Origin of the sequence: Eubacterium ruminantium (assembly GCF_900167085.1) — a bacterium.
In the GTDB taxonomy this organism is placed as follows: Bacteria; Bacillota; Clostridia; order Lachnospirales; family Lachnospiraceae; genus Eubacterium_Q; species Eubacterium_Q ruminantium.
In genome coordinates this window covers 181,237-198,001 of the sequence record NZ_FUXA01000005.1, presented here as the reverse complement: position 1 = coordinate 198,001, position 16,765 = coordinate 181,237, and the positions used below count along the sequence as shown (strand labels likewise).

General features: G+C 37.5%; 12 protein-coding genes. All 12 read right to left on the bottom strand.

Annotated features, from left to right (window positions below):
- Positions 1-70: 70 nt before the first annotated feature.
- Positions 71-1,624, bottom strand: coding sequence for a RyR domain-containing protein (locus tag B5D25_RS03685; protein WP_078786503.1), 1,554 nt, complete (start codon positions 1,622-1,624; stop codon positions 71-73).
- A gap of 23 nt (positions 1,625-1,647) precedes the next feature.
- Positions 1,648-3,297: a bifunctional diguanylate cyclase/phosphodiesterase gene (locus B5D25_RS03680; protein ID WP_078786501.1), complete on the bottom strand. Its 1,650-nt coding sequence runs from the start codon at positions 3,295-3,297 to the stop codon at positions 1,648-1,650.
- 222 nt (positions 3,298-3,519) lie between these two features.
- The gene (locus tag B5D25_RS03675; RefSeq protein ID WP_159444072.1) at positions 3,520-4,383 is read right to left on the bottom strand and encodes a DUF4097 family beta strand repeat-containing protein; all 864 of its coding nucleotides are present in this window, start codon (positions 4,381-4,383) and stop codon (positions 3,520-3,522) included.
- Positions 4,384-4,385: 2 nt separating this feature from the next.
- Positions 4,386-5,192 carry a DUF1700 domain-containing protein gene (locus tag B5D25_RS03670; protein ID WP_078786498.1) on the bottom strand — a complete coding sequence of 269 codons (807 nt, stop codon included), beginning with the start codon at positions 5,190-5,192 and terminating at the stop codon, positions 4,386-4,388.
- On the bottom strand, positions 5,185-5,505 hold the full coding sequence (locus tag B5D25_RS03665; RefSeq protein ID WP_078786496.1) for a PadR family transcriptional regulator: 321 nt from the start codon (positions 5,503-5,505) through the stop codon (positions 5,185-5,187). Before B5D25_RS03665 ends, B5D25_RS03670 begins: the two co-directional genes overlap by 8 nt.
- Positions 5,506-5,627: 122 nt before the next feature.
- On the bottom strand, positions 5,628-8,744 hold the full coding sequence (locus tag B5D25_RS03660; RefSeq protein WP_159444071.1) for an HD domain-containing phosphohydrolase: 3,117 nt from the start codon (positions 8,742-8,744) through the stop codon (positions 5,628-5,630).
- Positions 8,745-8,901: 157 nt separating this feature from the next.
- The gene (locus B5D25_RS03655; RefSeq protein WP_078786492.1) at positions 8,902-9,921 is read right to left on the bottom strand and encodes a GGGtGRT protein; all 1,020 of its coding nucleotides are present in this window, start codon (positions 9,919-9,921) and stop codon (positions 8,902-8,904) included.
- 20 nt (positions 9,922-9,941) lie between these two features.
- Positions 9,942-10,634, bottom strand: a complete 693-nt coding sequence (locus B5D25_RS03650) for an iron-sulfur cluster assembly scaffold protein (RefSeq protein ID WP_078786490.1) — start codon at positions 10,632-10,634, stop codon at positions 9,942-9,944.
- Positions 10,635-10,777: 143 nt separating this feature from the next.
- Positions 10,778-12,385: a MutS-related protein gene (locus B5D25_RS03645; RefSeq protein ID WP_078786488.1), complete on the bottom strand. Its 1,608-nt coding sequence runs from the start codon at positions 12,383-12,385 to the stop codon at positions 10,778-10,780.
- Between the two features lie 229 nt (positions 12,386-12,614).
- Complete coding sequence (locus B5D25_RS03640; protein ID WP_078786486.1) at positions 12,615-13,805, bottom strand: sugar ABC transporter permease; 1,191 nt, start codon at positions 13,803-13,805, stop codon at positions 12,615-12,617.
- Positions 13,806-13,822: 17 nt separating this feature from the next.
- A complete protein-coding gene (locus tag B5D25_RS03635; RefSeq protein WP_078786485.1) occupies positions 13,823-15,349 on the bottom strand; it encodes an ATP-binding cassette domain-containing protein in 1,527 nt (508 codons plus the stop codon).
- Between the two features lie 77 nt (positions 15,350-15,426).
- Complete coding sequence (locus B5D25_RS03630) at positions 15,427-16,581, bottom strand: sugar ABC transporter substrate-binding protein (RefSeq protein WP_242943581.1); 1,155 nt, start codon at positions 16,579-16,581, stop codon at positions 15,427-15,429.
- Positions 16,582-16,765: the final 184 nt, after the last annotated feature.

Sequence of the window (16,765 nt, the reverse complement as noted above, 5' to 3'; positions counted from 1 at the left end):
TTGCATCTTTAAATATACCTTATTCAAATAAAAAAATTACCCGATAACTTCGCAAAATTATCGGGTAAAATTAAAGCAACTTTTCTATCTCATTCTTAATTACAGGATCAAAAATATCATCCTTCATTTTTTCATCTTCACCTAATTCATCATACGGTACAAGAAGCGGATGCGTTCCCTTCTCTCTGTCCTTTTCTTTTCCGTACTTCCATCCATTTATCAGGTGATATCTGCACCATCTGTTATGCTCGATTATACAGATTTCTTCATTGTCGGCCTTACCTTCATCAGCGAGTTTTTTCTCGATCCAGTAATGATCCGCTCTGGCAATATTTGAGCCTTTAAGGAAACCGTTAAGTTCCTTCCATGCATCTCTTATATCCTTTTCGATCTTCTTGTCTATACCTTCTGTCGGAGCACTCAGATTTTTACGATTAGCACTGTCCAGTCTGTCTGTATCTTCATTATAATGTTCATGCTCTTTATCTATTCCACTATTCTTTATACGAAGAAGATAATCATAATTGAAGAGCATTCCCTGAAGTGAAAGTCTGTCCTTTTTAACATTTTGCGTAGTCAGTATCCTGGTCAGTTCACCAAAAGGAATAACCTTTTTCCCGTAAATATTTCCGAGTTTAACACCTCTATCACTGAAATAATAAATATTCTTATCATATCTTTCATGAAGAAGTTCCTGAAGCATTCTTGTATCATCAATATCGGTAATGATGATTCTGGACATCTCTTTAAGTATATCCATATCTTCGATAGGATCGTTATCGTGGAATACCACACTGTCACAATTCTCTATCCTTCTATCTTCTTCAAAGAGTTTTGTTATGGAAAGAGCCCTGCTCTTATCCGCTCCCCAGATATGATATTCTATCTTCTGACTGGATGTATACACATTATTTATAAATCCATATCTGAATATAGCTCGTCCTGTCTCTTCAAATGAAGTGATGGCTATCTTATAAGTATCATTATTTCCAACAACCTCATCGAAAATATCATTTTCCATCCAATATTTTCTGGCCATCATTTCATATATATTGAAATAATGCAAATAAGGATCATCAAACTTTCCCATCAAAAACGGATCGGTATGATTAAGCATGATATAAGTGTGCTTCTTCTTAAGGTTATCTCTGCAATGTTCATATATCTCAAGATTCTTCATATCATCATCAAACATTATGATATGGCTTCTTGTATTTTCAAGTTTTCCAACATGCTTTTCAGGTACAGCGAGATAACTGTGTTTCCAGTAATCCGTTATAACTCTGGCCCAGCCTTCATTATCTGTATAAACGGCGGTGGAATCATTATACATACTTACAATGATATGTTTAAGTGAGTCATGAAGCGACTCAAAAACCGCAAACATAACGTCCGCAACAACAAGGAACGATGAATATTTCGCTATAAGAACGTAAATATTACTAATGTCGCTGTCCGGATTCATAAAATAAAGAGCGATGGTTGCATATAAAGATTCATAAAGCCCCATCGTTCCGTGCTCGATGTCACCTATGAAATGATACCCGACAACACCAAAGACAAGCGGTATCCAGGCAAGACGTATTATCCATTTTCTTATTTTAGCAATTATTCCACCGTTCATGATATCTGTATCTGTTTCCTATTTTAGAATTCTTTTCCTAAAAAATCCTCAAGCGTTATAGGCTTTGAAAAATAATATCCCTGAAGCGAATTAACTTTTAATGTTCTCAACTGTTCGATCATCGCCTCAGTTTCAACACCTTCAACACAAACCTCGGCGCCATATGCATCCGCAATCTCGGAAATGCATTTAACAGTCGCCCGGTCTCTTTCGCTTTTTTCTATATTCATTACAAATGTTCTGTCGATCTTAACAGTATCAACTTCTATCTCTCTCAAAATCCCCAAAGTCGAATAACCTGTACCGAAATCATCAAGAGCTATTTTAATACCGTGATTTCTTAAAAGCATGATCAGATTTTTCAGAAGTTCAGTATCGATCAATCTGCATCTTTCGGTAATCTCAAGACAGAGATTCTTAGCCGGAAATCCGGTTTCTTCAAGAATACTCATCACTTCTTCAATAAAACCTTCTTTCTCCAGCTGAGCATATGAAAGATTGATACTTACTATAATATCCGGATACTTCTTAATAAGTTCCATGCCATCTTTCATGGCAGTATAAAGTATCCATCTGCCAAGTGTCGGGAAAAGCGCATCCTGTTCAAGCACAGGAATGAAATCATTCGGCGGAACCAAACCATATTTGTCATCCTTCCACCTTATTAATGCCTCGACACCTTTTAATTTACAATCATCCGTAAAAACTATCGGCTGATAACAAAGGAAAAATCCTTTGCAGCCTTCATTAACGGAATTTCTTATATAATTCAGTCTCTCCATACGGAGCCTGTTTATATCATTAAGTTCATCATTAAAGAAGCTCAGGGCTCCCATATGAGAATTCTTAGATTCATAATATGCATACTTCATGCAGGAATAAATCGTCTTATCACTTATCTCAAAATCATCAACCTGAATACATCCACAGTTAATACTGAGTGTAACAGTATGTTCATCAACCATAATTCCTGCGGTCAGTTGATCTCGCAATTCAGTATACCGTCTCGTTATATCGGCTCTATCCATATTGTCGGAAATGATTGCAAATTTAGTACCATCAAGCCTGTAAACAAGTCCGATTTCAGAATATCTGTCTTTCAGTATTCTTGCTAAAGTCTGCAAAACTCTGTTGCCGAAAGAATATCCATATACTTCATTAAATGCAGAAAAATTGCTGAGACCGACCTGAATGATCGTTCCCGGTTTTTTCTTCAAAAGAAAAATTCTCAGATCTTCAAAAAATCCGTACAGACTTCTGAGTCCTGTTACAGTATCGATAAAGCTCGTATTACCATGATTTTTGATGGCTCCGCCAAAATATAAAGGGACACCATCCTGGTCTCTGATAACTATACCTCTGCAAGTGCAGACACAGTAATTTCCATCTCGTGCTTTGGCTCTATACTGCAGATCATGGCCGGAACCTTTTCCGGAGAAAATATCATTTATACTCTTACGATAATCTTCTCTATCATCGGGATGAATATGTTCTTCCCATATTTCACCGGCCTTATGCATATATTCACCCGGCAGATCAAAATAATCAACTGCAGATTTAGCCCAGCGCGAATAATCTTCCTTCATATTACAAATAAAGATATACGCATCGTCAGCCACAGTTGAGAATGCCGTAAAAAATTCATCAAGTCTTCTTTTCTTTTCCGGATCCATATTGTCACCCCACAATCTGCTAACTATCGGCCTCCCCAAGCCACAGCAAAAAAAGCATTATTGAACCCACCATACTGCCTCAAAATACATATAATCCCTGTATACATATCTATTTAAATTTTACTATTATTTCGAATTATAAGCAAGTTATTATTATGTATAAAAGTGCATATCGGCATATAAAAAACCTCCTTACCGCATCTCACGATAAGGAGGAAAATATTATCTTGATTTATTTGAATATTTAACTTTTATGGAACCTGTATCTGTTTGTAAATTACATAAGCCACCCTCATCACTGTCAGGAACATTTACAGATCCTATATCTGTCTTAGCCTTAAAGATCATAGGTCCATAAACAGTTCCTTTGATACTTCCTGTGTCTGTTTTAATATCAATTGTATCTGCTTCAATATCATTAATCTTTACTGAACCAGTATCTGTTGATGCCTTGAAGTGTCCTTTAACTATAGTGTCTTTCGCACCGATCGAACCTGTATCAGTTGAAAGAGTAACAGCATCACTGTTAATATCATCAATATCTATATGTCCTGTATCAACATCACATATAAGTTCTTCACAAGTAAGATTTTCAACATCCACACTGCCTGTATCAGCTTCAAGCTTGATCTTTTCTTTTACAGAAATAGAATCAACCCTGATACTTCCTGTATCTGTTCTGACCTTTAAAGATTCATACTGATCTTCAGGAAGATAAATATTGATTTTATAATTGTAAGAAGTTAAAAATGAAAATCTTACAAAATCATACCATTTTCTCTTATCTTTTTCTTTAATCTCCAGAGTACCGTTTTCAAGAGTTACATTAATCCTTGTTTTATTTGATTCAACATATTCAACTCTGCATGTATCTCCGGCTGTCTTCTTAATGTTAACCTTGCTTACCTCCGAACTAACTATAATACTATCAATATTTTCGCTCGTTGTATAATCTTTCTTCTCTGTATGTTCTTCATTTAATCTCTCGAAATCGAAACCTACCATAATGAGAGCTATAAGTGCTATCAGTATACCTGTTGAAATAAGTGCAAATGCAACAAATATATTATTTTTCTTCTTATCCATCATTATGCCCTCCTTTTAAATATTCCTGTGATCATTCCAAGCATTCCCTTAAGAAGTTTCATGCTTAATTCGAATAATCTTCTTACGAAAGGAAGGAGTAATACACCGATTCCCGACATCAGGAGTCCGCATCCCAGCACAAAAAGCCCCATCGGAACATTTCCTGTGATAACATTAACTACAAGATAAAGTATTGCCGCAAGTCCTGATACAACCAGAGCAAAAATTGTTGCTCCGAAACCTACAAGAAGTCCGAATATAAGTCCGCATGCTCCGACGAAGAGTCCAAAGAAAACTCCTGCCGCCGCAAGGATAAATGGTGAAAAAAGTATAAGTAAAAATACTTTTAATCCACTCATATGTTTCTTTTTTTGTCTTACATCTTCGATATAATCATCTGCATACAGATCATCGCCATATGCTTCTCTGTATTCTCTTATTCTTTCCTCAGAAAATTTTGGATCGGCATAATATTGTTCAGTTGAGTTATCCGGTCCGCCTTCATACTCAGTTTTTTCTCTATATTCTCTGTTTCTGCTTTCGACTCTGTCATCATCGTCATCATATCTATCTTCATCTCTAAAGCCTTTTCCTGTACCGCCCGGAATTGAAGCTTCATGATCAAGTAAAATGCTTAATGCTATATCGCCTGAATTTCCAATGGATTTAACTGCCTCTTCTTCTGTCATACCATCTTCGATACGATCATCAATCATTTCATCATAATAATCGATGGTTTTTCTAATTTCATCCTTAGGGAGTTCTTTAAGCTTTTCTTCAAGAGAATTCAAAAATTCACTCTTATTCATTTCCCTGTTCCTCCTTGGTCACAAACTTGTAAATGGATACTATCTCATTCCACTCATACTTGAAATCTTCCAAACGTTCTCTACCATAGTCCGTTATCTTATAATACTTTCTAAGCCTTCCGTTATGTTCCGCCGTATAGACAACCAGTTGCTCAGAAGCAACCAGTCTTTTAAGTATCGGATAAAGTGTTGATTCCGATATCTCAACATATGGTTTGATATCCTTGATTATCTTGTAACCATAAGAATCTTCGTCTTTAATAGCTGCCAGAACACAGACATCCAGGAGTCCTCTTTTTATCTGAATATCCATATCATACCTCCGTTTGCACAATACTATACATTGCGTAGTATCTCTCTGTCAATACGTATATTAAATCACAAAGATTAAAAATAAATTAAAACGAAATTAGAGTTTGGATTTTTTTAGATTAATTATTGTCCCTCTTTCGGAACTCTTAGATCATCGAATGCACCTTCTTCTACCAGCTGAAGAAATACATTTACCACATCCGGATTAAGCTGTGTTCCGGAAACTTCCGTGATAATGCTTATTGCCTTTTCGAGAGGCATACCTTTACGGTATGGTCTGGTAGATGTCATTGCATCAAGACAGTCTGCTACCGCTATGATCTGGGCGATCATCGGAATCTCATCACTTTTAAGCCCTTTCGGATATCCTTTACCATCATATCTTTCATGATGATAACCTGCTCCGAGGGCGAGATTCGGCATAACTGTAATATCTTTTAATATTTCATAACCCTTTGCTGCATGAGACTTCATAACAGCAAATTCTTCATCGGTTAATTTACCCGGTTTATTTAAAATATCAATAGGAATACTTATCTTACCAATATCATGAAGAAGCGCAATCCTATGAATATCCACGAGTTCTTTCTCACTATATCCCATTCTTTCAGCGAACATGGTCGTATACTGCGCCACACGGAAAGAATGACCATTTGTATATTTATCTTTAACATCGACACATCTGGCAAGAGCCTCAACCATTTCATCAATGAATTTCTGGTTCTTCTTCTGCTCTTTCATTAAACGCTTAGTCTTTCGTCTGATATAAAGTCCGACTATCAGCCCAAGAACAACGGCGCATGACAAAACAACCAGAACCTTGAACCAGCTTTTCTCAGTAATGGTCTTTTCTTTTCTGATCTTAACAATAAGCTCTTTGCCTGCTGTATTTCCGTTTCCGATTATAGATATCTTAAATGTATATTCGCCGCCCTGAAGGTTTGTATAACTTGGCGGAACAAGATCTTTCTTATAAAGTGTTATTCCACCCGGCTGATCGATTCCCATCATCTCATAATTAATCTTCGGATTTTTAAGCGTATAAGTAAATGCAAATCCATGGATGAGAAGTCTCTTGGTATTTGAAGGGATTACAAATATGCCGTCGTTTTCCGGATAGATAACTTTACCATCCGCTTCAACAAAAGGAACAGAAAGTCTTATATCAGAAAAATCATCACTATGCTCTTTGATATTAACCTTACAAATACCTTTATTTCCGGCGATATAAAGTGTACCGTCATCCTGAATGCAGCTATATGAATTGGCTGTTGCAATAAAAGGAAGACCGCAATTCGAATCATAGAAAATATAATCGATATCACCATTTGCAATCATCTGTTCAGCTTTCACTACATATATACCGCTGCTTCCGAGTATCCATAAATTGTCACTGTCATCAGCAAAAATATCAAAGTTGTTGGAATAAGGAAACTTATCGATTGTTGTTACAACATCATCTTTAAGATAAGCGATGGAATTACTTGTAATGATCCAGTAAAGTCCTCTTTTCTCATCCTTCTTGATCTTAAGAATAACATCCGACTTTAATCCGTCTTTTCTACTTATCCTAAATGTATTGGTTGCATTAACTTTATAGATGCCGTCTCCGTCACTTCCGAAATAAATACTTCCGTCATCCCCCTGACAAACACTGAGGATTTCTGTATTGTTCAGTCCTCTCTCGGTACCGTATGAATTTCTTACTTCACCGTTAAGAATTGTACATACTCCGCCTGTAGTTGCAACATAAATCCTTCCATCATCTGATTCTATAGTTGATCTTACCTTCATTGAAGGAAGACCATCTTTCTCTGTATAACTGACTATATTTTCGGATTTATCATATGCTACAAGTCCGAAATCACTGTAAGTAGAGATCCACATGGTTTCCTTACTATCAACCATAATGCATCTTATTCTAACGGAATCAAGTTTCTTGGTAAGATCATTTTCTATTCTCTTATTATCTTTATCAATGATAACAAGGCCTCTGTCGGTTCCCGCATAAAGAAGGTCATCCTTAACGCATGTAGTATTAACAACCATGTCTTCCAGTCCGGCTCTCTCATTTATATCAACAAAAATATTCGGAACTATTTTCATGACACCCTGTCTGGAAGAAACAAACCACAAATTTCCTTCATAGTCAGATATCATATCATCAATGGAACTTGTCATCGGAAGATTATTTATGGTTATATATTTTCCGTTTGACAGGATAAGTCCTACGCCGTTATCGGCACAGACCCAGATATGATCATTATTTTCATCTATTTTATTGACTTTAATATGTGGATCAACCGAATATTCTTTGACGATCTTCATGTTATCATTCAGATCAACAAGCACGATTTCAGACTTCTCTGTACCGAGATATAAATAGCCGGATTTAGCGTCATGAGGACAGATACAATAAAGATTATTATATTTAAAATTATCATCATTGAAATAATATACAAGCTGCGAACCCTTTACGCCAAAGACATCCCCATCATTTGTGATACCGTAAATGATACCGTCTTTACCGCAAACGATTTCAACAATATATTCACTATTAAGTTCTTCAAAACTAAGCGCCTTTAATTCCAGAGACTGATTGATCATAGCCAGTCCCGATGTTGTTGCTATATAGATATTTCCGTCATTATCTTCAGCAATGGATCTGACAGATAATGAACGAAGCTCATCCCCAGAATCAAAAAATGATACCTCGCCTCTTTCCATCAGTGCAACACCATTTTCATTTGTACCGATCCAGAGTCTTTCCTTACTGTCAACATAAAGGCTTACAACACTGTCAATACCTGTTGATGAATCTATTCTACTGAAGTTATTTCCGTCATATCTTGTAAGACCGCTGTATCCACCGATCCAGATAAATCCATCCGGAGTCTCTGCTATAGCATTTGCTTCCGATGTAGGAAGTCCGTTGGAATTATTATATAGAATCGCAGCAAATCCATCCCCGTTACCTGTAGGATCGATATTATTCTTACTCTCAGAACCTTCTTTAGTCGCACTTTCATCGCCGTCTTTATTCTTCGAATCATCATCTGCATCAAAATTAAATCCGGCGAATGTACTTTCATTTACATCATCCGAATCATTATATGTGATATTTTCTTCGATATATGGTACAGAATAAGAAGCCTCAGTTTCCTTTTTTGCTGAAACCTGCGGCCAAAATGAGAACATTAAAAAAAATAAAGTAACTAAATACCCTGTCTTATTATTCATACTGCCACTACCCCTCGGTCCCCTATCTCCTGATAGCAGAAGCATACATCATTATATAGTAAAAAAATAACCCCTATAGATGAATCAATCATCTACAGGGATTATTATACTATAATTATCTAAAATAATAAATTATTATCTTTAAAAAATTATTAATTTAGAACTTTCCTGCTTTTGCTGCTTCTTCGATAGAAACTGCTGTTGAAACTGTCATACCAACCATTGGGTTGTTACCTGCACCGATAAGACCCATCATTTCAACGTGAGCCGGAACTGATGAAGAACCAGCGAACTGTGCATCACTATGCATACGTCCCATAGTATCTGTCATACCATATGAAGCAGGACCTGCAGCCATGTTATCCGGGTGAAGTGTACGTCCTGTACCACCACCTGAAGCTACTGAGAAGTACTTCTTACCAGCTTCGATTCTTTCCTTCTTGTATGTACCTGCAACCGGATGCTGGAATCTTGTAGGGTTTGTTGAGTTACCTGTGATAGATACATCAACATTTTCCTTCCACATGATTGCTACACCTTCCTGTACATCATTTGCACCGTAGCAGTTAACCTTAGCACGTGGAGACTCAGGATCCTTAGAGTAGCACTTTCTGAATACTTCCTCTACTTCACCTGTGAAGTAGTTATACTTTGTCTCAACATATGTAAATCCGTTGATACGTGAAATGATCTGAGCAGCGTCCTTACCAAGACCGTTAAGAATAACACGAAGTGGCTTCTTACGAACCTTGTTAGCCTTCTCAGCGATACCGATAGCACCCTCTGCTGCAGCGAATGACTCGTGACCTGCAAGGAATGCGAAACATTCTGTATCCTCTTCAAGAAGCATCTTTCCAAGGTTACCATGTCCAAGACCTACTTTACGTCTGTCTGCAACTGAACCAGGAATACAAAATGCCTGAAGTCCGATACCGATAGCTGCTGCTGCATCTGCAGCCTTTCTGCAGCCCTTCTTAATAGCTATAGCAGCACCTACTGTGTAAGCCCACTTAGCGTTTTCGAAACAGATTGGCTGAATACCTTCGATGAGATTGTAAACATCAAGTCCAGCTGCTTCTGTAATTTCTTTACATTCTTCAATTGATGAGATGCCATACTCCTTGAGTGTAGCAAGGATCTGAGGCTCTCTTCTTTCATATGATTCAAATAATGCCATATTAATAATCCTCCTTATCCTTACTCTTTTCTTGGGTCGATGAGTCTAACTGCATCTGCAACACGACCATACTGACCTGAAGCCTTCTCGAAAGCTGTATTTACATCATCACCAGCCTTGATGAAGTCCATCATCTTACCAAAGTTGATGTACTGATATCCGATGATCTCATCATCCTCATCAAGAGCGATTTTTGTGATATAACCATCTGTAAGTTCAAGGTAACGTGGTCCCTTATCAAGTGTACCGTATGTTGTACCAACCATTGAACGAGCACCCTTACCAAGATCTTCAAGACCTGCACCGATCTGAAGTCCGTCTTCAGAGAATGCACTCTGTGTTCTACCATATACTATCTGAAGGAAAAGCTCTCTCATAGCTGTATTGATAGCATCACAAACGAGGTCTGTATTAAGAGCCTCAAGAATTGTAAGTCCCGGAAGAATTTCTGAAGCCATAGCTGCAGAATGTGTCATTCCTGAACAACCAACAGTCTCAACAAGAGCTTCCTGAATGATACCGTCTTTAACATTGAGGGAAAGCTTACAGCATCCCTGCTGAGGAGCACACCATCCGATACCGTGTGTGTATCCGGAAATATCCTCAACCTTCTTTGCCTGCACCCATTTTGCTTCTTCTGGTATAGGTGCTGCACCATGATGTACTCCCTGATGAACAGGGCACATGTTCTTTACTTCTGTAGAGTAGATCATATAATCCTCCTTCTAAAAATAATTTTAGAAATTTTAATTGCTTTTACGCACTTCCTTTATGTTACCAAAAAATCAACAAATAAAAAAGTACTATTGATAAAAAATTTTCGATAATTATAAAAATATTATGACCAAAGTATAAATTATATTGCCATTTTTCCGGTTTCTTCAGCGTTTTTCATGGCATTTTTCACTACTTTTTCCGGGAATCCCATTGCCTTCATAATGTTGATGGCATTAGTAATGTCATTTTTACCTTTATGTAATTTGTAGCTGAATTTAACATCATTTTCTTCAACGCTGCATTCGAAATAATATGCATCATATCTTCCATCCATCTGCTCAACAAGCTCAAGGTCATGCGTTGCAGTAAGGACTATGGCCGGCTTTTCAGAAAGATAATCAAGCACAGCCTTTGAAGCAGCAACTCTTTCTTTGGTATTGGTTCCCTTAAGTATCTCGTCAATAACGATAAGCGTTTTATCTCCCGACTCGACTTTTTCAAGCATACGCTTCAGATATTTAACTTCTTTTACATAGTAACTTTCACCCATAAGTACATCATCTCGGAGTGCCATGGATGTCATGACATACATTTCCGGGAAATAAAATTCATCAGCAGCACATGTATAGATACTTTCACCTAAGATAACATTTATAGCAACAGCCTTCATAAATGTTGATTTTCCCGAAGCATTTGCGCCTGTAAAAAATGAATTCTTTTCCATATCAAAATCATTTGTCACAGGATTTTCAAGAAGCGGATGATATAATGCAGTGCATTTAATTTTACTGTTACCTTCTATCACCGGCTTACACCATGCAATTCCATTTCTGAATGAAGCAACCGAAATCGCAGTATCTATATCTCCGGCAAATCTGTAGCACTGCCAAAGTTCACTCTTAGCCTTTTTAAGTTTATCCGCAACAATCATATAAAGAAGAGCATCTATAAGAGTTATACCGACTACATAGCCAAGGATAACACTCATTGTATCTCCGCTGTCTTCAGCAAATTTCCTTGCGATAAATCCGTCTATCTTTTTGGTTGCTTTATCTATATTATCAAGAGAATTTTCGAATTCCTGATTGGAATACATCTCCTTAACGCCTTTTATCTTCATGAGATTTTTACAACAAACGACAAGCATTCTAAAACTCCCCATGGAGAAAAGGTGCTGCTCATACCTCATTTTTATATAAATGGAAACCATCAGATTGACTATTCCCATAATAACAGAAAAACCTGCCAGATCCGGTTTTACTATACCCAATATAAGACTCGCAAAGAAAAGAACCGATAAGATCGGGCAGATAAATTTATGTCTGAAATTTATCTTTTCAACATTATCAATAGCCTCCGGAATATGATAATTTATATAACCTTTCCCAAGTTTATATAACTGAGCTTCCGCATTAATTCTTGCATCTTCATTTTCATCAAAAAATGCTGCTTCTCTGTCAATCTCCTCTCTCGATCCTGCATCGCCAAGTATATGAAGTTTATGATAAAGCATCTGCTCTCCGGCATAACTCCTGGTATGATTAACCCTGAAAAACACCTCATCCATTTCAATATCATCCCAGGTTATTTTATCGAGCCCGTAATACTTATCAGCATTTTCTTTCTGCATCTCATGATAAATGCTCACTTTCGGAATCATATCCTTTGATTCGTCACGATAACTGAATTCCCTCGGATCTTTTCCGTATTCTTTTTTAAATTTATATTTCAGATAATCCTTCTTCATGTCTGCCCTCTGTGATAATAAATTATTTTATCTGTAAAACTTATGGGTCATTATATCATATATTTTTCTATCGTAACATTTATATATCAGGAATAATTGTCCCGAAATATACTCCGTGTTCTGCCATATCTTCGCATTACATTTTACAAAAGAATTTACAAAAGGAAAGACCCGAAATACCTTTATAAGTATCTCGGGTCTTATCTATTTGGAAGGTTTTCTGTGATTCTTATTTCTTCCTGTTTCTTACATCGAATGCAACTGCGATAACGAATATAAGTCCTTTAACGATATACTGATATGCTATATCAATACCCATAAGGTTCATACCGTTTGTAAGAGACATGATTACAAGTGTACCAATGATTGTATTGGTTACTCGTCCTACACCACCGCTTACTGCTACACCACCGATATAACAAGAAGCAACGGCATCAAGTTCAAAGCCGGCACCGGCAGTAGGAGTCGCCGATTGGAGTCGTGAGGTATATAGAATTCCGCCGAGTGCCGCCATTAAACTTACAGAACAGAAGGCGAACAATGTGACACGCTTTACATTGATACCTGAGAGTTCTGCCGCTTGTGCGTTACCACCAATACCATAGATGGCACGTCCAAGTCTTGTCTTATTAAGCATATAGTTATATATAATGAGTACGACACTAACAATAACTGCAGTCCAAGGAATTCCCTGGTAGCTTGCAAGTGTCCATATAACTACCATAATGATTACGGAAAGTGCGATAAGTTTGAAGATAAAAATTGGCATTGAAGGTACTTCAAAATCGTACTTTACCTTGTTTTTTCTGGTTTTGATCTCTGTATATATCATAGCGAGAACCAGTAAACCGCCTATGATAAGAGTTAAGTAATGAAGATCACCCTTTGTTGTGATATCAGGGATGAATCCATTTGAAAGCTCATTGAATCCCTTATTTGGAATAATGATTGTTCCTGTTTTCTGAAGTGAGAGGTTCAGTAAACCTCTGAAAATGAACATACCGGCAAGTGTTGTTACGAATGCAGGTACACCTACATTAGTAACAAGGATACCTTGATAAAGACCTATTAAAAGTCCGAGTCCGAGTACGATAAGAATCGCAAGCCACTCGTTCATGTGATACTTTGTCATAAGGATGGCTGCAACCGATCCTGAGAAACCTGCAACATATCCTACAGAAAGGTCAATGTGACTAAGTATAAGGATAAGTGTCATACCGATAGACATAACAGCTACATATCCTGCCTGATTTATAAGGTTAGCGATATTTCTTGCCTGAAGGAAACCTCCGTTAGTTTTTATCGCAAAGAATACCATGATAACGACCAGGGCAATATACATCATGTAATCACGAATATTTGTTTTTACAAGAGAAGCAACTTCTTGTCCTAATCCGACTTTTTGTTTATTCTCGTTCATGTAATTAACCTCCTTATTTATGATTTGATAGCCATAGCCATAACTTTTTCTTCTGTAGCTTCTTCTACTGATAATTCACCCGTAATGGAACCTTCTGACATAACATAAAGTCTGTCACTCATTCCAAGTACCTCCGGAAGTTCAGAAGAAATCATTATGATACTCATACCCTGATCAACCAGTTTATTCATGAGAGAATATATCTCAAATTTAGCACCTACATCGATTCCTCGGGTTGGTTCATCAAGAATAAGCACATTTGGTTTAGCAAACATCCATTTTGCTAGCTGAACCTTCTGCTGATTACCACCGCTAAGGTTACCGACTTTCTGCTCAATTGACGGAGCCTTTATATTGATTGACTCCTTATAACTATTTGCTACATTTATTTCTTCATTCTCATTGATTGCAAGTCCTACAACCAATTCTTCAATATTTGCTATCGAAATGTTATATCTTATGTCCTGCATAAGGATAAGCCCGTTACCCTTACGGTCTTCTGTGACATAAGCAAGACCTTTTTTGATTGCTTCTTTAGGATGCTTAAATCTACAACTTTCACCATCCAGAAGAAGTTCTCCCGATGTAATCTTATACCCTGTCGGATTACCAAATAAACTTAAAGCAAGCTCTGTTCGTCCGGCACCCATGAGTCCCTGAATTCCTACTATTTCGCCTTTTCTGACGTTAATATTTATATCGTGAAGTATCTCTCTTCCCTTGACAGGGTCGTAAACTGTCCAACCTCTAAGCTCAAGAGATGTATCACCAAATGATTTCTTTTCTCTCTTTGGATAAATATTATCCATCTCACGGCCAACCATGTGTTTAATGATCTCAGCCTCTTCAATCTTTCTATCTCTTGCATCAAGAGAGCAGATTGTTGCACCATCTCTAAGTACGGTGATAGTGTCTGCAATAGCAGTAATCTCTCTAAGCTTGTGAGAGATCATGATACATGTAACACCCTGTTTCTTTAATTCTCTTATAAGATCCAAAAGATTCTGACTGTCATCTTCGTTGAGTGAAGCAGTAGGCTCATCAAGGATAAGAAGCTTAACGTTCTTACTCAAAGCTTTTGCAATCTCAACCAGCTGCTGCTTACCTACACCAAGCGTCTTAACAGGAAGTGATGGATCCGCATCAAGCTTTACCTTCTCAAGCATTTTACCGGCCTGAATTATCGTTTCATTCCAATCAATTGCTTTACCCTTCATTATTTCGTGACCGAAATAAATATTCTCATAAATACTGAGTTCAGGAATAAGTGCCAGCTCCTGATAAATGATAACTATACCTTTTTCTTCACTGTCAGAAATCTTCCTGAATTTTTGAACCTCTCCGTTATAAACTATATCTCCGGAATACGATCCGTGTGGATACACTCCGGACAATACCTTCATTAGTGTTGATTTTCCGGCTCCGTTCTCTCCTACAAGACAATGGATTTCACCACGTTTAACTTGAAAATTAACATTATTTAATGCCTTAACGCCTGGAAATTCTTTAACGATTCCTTGCATTTCCAGTATGTAATCGCTCATAGGCTTCCTCCCTTCATAGACACACCGGCTTTTCTTCTTATTTTTCGAAAGCCGGTGCACCTAAGGTCATTTATTTTTTACTCGATTCCCGAAAAATCAGCTGCCTCATAATAACCTGAATCAATGAGTGCCTGCTTAACTTTATCCTTTGTAACAACTACGATTGAAGTCTGCTTTGCAGGTACATCAATCTTTCCATTATTGTATGTTGTATCTGTTGTCGGATCCTTACCTTCAAGGATGCTAACTGCCATAGCAACTGAGTCAGCTGCAAGTGTTCTTGTATCCTTAAATACAGTCATTGACTGCTTTCCGTCGATGATATACTGAACTGATGCCTTCTCAGAATCCTGTCCTGTAATAACATAGCTCTTGATATCTTTATCTGTTGCAAATACGTCTGCGATTGAACGAGCAGTACCATCGTTTGGTGCAAGTACAACTACATCACCCTTCATGTCAGCCTTAACTGATGTAAGGTTAGCTTCTGCCTTGGACTTATCTACGTTGAAGTCCCAATCAGTTGTAATCTGACCGATGATCTTACCGACTTCAGCTCTTTCAAATGAAGCCTTATCCTTTAAAGCTTCTGCTTCTGAAGAGTTAGCGATTACGAATGTTCCGTCAGCAATCTTTGGCTGAAGTACACTCCATGCTCCTTCAAAGAAGATAAATGCGTTATTATCTGTTGCTGCACCTGCATAAAGGTAAAGGGGAATACCTTTTTTTCCGGCAGGTGCATTATCTATAAGATACTGACCCTGTGCAGCTCCTACTGCAAAGCTGTCAAAGGTTACATAATAATCAACTGCATCTGTACCTGTTATAAGACGGTCATATGCGATAACCTTAACTCCTGACTTCTTAGCCTGCTCAACTGCTGCTGATGCTGCTGCACCATCCTGCGCGCAGATGATAAGTACTTTGATACCTTTTGAAATAAGTGTTTCTACGTTTGTTTTCTCAGTAGCTGATGAACCCTGGCTGAATAATACCTGATTTGTGAATCCGGCATCGCCGAGGATTGTTTCGAACTGCTTCTGATCCTGTAACCATCTTGGCTCGTCCTTTGTTGGTAAAACGATACCAACCTGAACATCAGAACTTGCAGGTGTATTTCCGCCTGAAGGAGTTTCTGAATTGTTCTTCTCCTTCTTACCGCAGGCTGCAACACCTAAAACCATAGAAGCCGCAAGAAGCAGGCCCACAATTTTTTTACCCATCTTTCTCATTTTGTCTACCTCCGTAAATACATTTGTTTTTTCGGTTGTGCTTAATATATCATCTTTATTACATGAATAACTTGCCACTTTCTGTTAATTTTTGTTCTAAAATAAATACAATTTAGTACTGTTAGCACTATCTTGCCTCCAACAAGTACTAAACAAAAAAATGCTAATTCACACTTTCGTGAAT

What these genes read in the sequence shown, in the direction of transcription:
- B5D25_RS03670 (WP_078786498.1), bottom strand. Translation starts at nt 5,192, where the DNA reads ATGAATAAGAGTGAATTTTTGAATTCTCTTGAAGAAAAGCTTAAAGAA.
- B5D25_RS03630 (WP_242943581.1), bottom strand. Translation starts at nt 16,581, where the DNA reads ATGAGAAAGATGGGTAAAAAAATTGTGGGCCTGCTTCTTGCGGCTTCT.
- B5D25_RS03675 (WP_159444072.1), bottom strand. Translation starts at nt 4,383, where the DNA reads ATGGATAAGAAGAAAAATAATATATTTGTTGCATTTGCACTTATTTCA.
- B5D25_RS03650 (WP_078786490.1), bottom strand. Translation starts at nt 10,634, where the DNA reads ATGATCTACTCTACAGAAGTAAAGAACATGTGCCCTGTTCATCAGGGA.
- B5D25_RS03655 (WP_078786492.1), bottom strand. Translation starts at nt 9,921, where the DNA reads ATGGCATTATTTGAATCATATGAAAGAAGAGAGCCTCAGATCCTTGCT.
- B5D25_RS03640 (WP_078786486.1), bottom strand. Translation starts at nt 13,805, where the DNA reads ATGAACGAGAATAAACAAAAAGTCGGATTAGGACAAGAAGTTGCTTCT.
- B5D25_RS03635 (WP_078786485.1), bottom strand. Translation starts at nt 15,349, where the DNA reads ATGAGCGATTACATACTGGAAATGCAAGGAATCGTTAAAGAATTTCCA.
- B5D25_RS03665 (WP_078786496.1), bottom strand. Translation starts at nt 5,505, where the DNA reads ATGGATATTCAGATAAAAAGAGGACTCCTGGATGTCTGTGTTCTGGCA.
- B5D25_RS03645 (WP_078786488.1), bottom strand. Translation starts at nt 12,385, where the DNA reads ATGAAGAAGGATTATCTGAAATATAAATTTAAAAAAGAATACGGAAAA.
- B5D25_RS03685 (WP_078786503.1), bottom strand. Translation starts at nt 1,624, where the DNA reads ATGAACGGTGGAATAATTGCTAAAATAAGAAAATGGATAATACGTCTT.
- B5D25_RS03680 (WP_078786501.1), bottom strand. Translation starts at nt 3,297, where the DNA reads ATGGATCCGGAAAAGAAAAGAAGACTTGATGAATTTTTTACGGCATTC.
- B5D25_RS03660 (WP_159444071.1), bottom strand. Translation starts at nt 8,744, where the DNA reads ATGAATAATAAGACAGGGTATTTAGTTACTTTATTTTTTTTAATGTTC.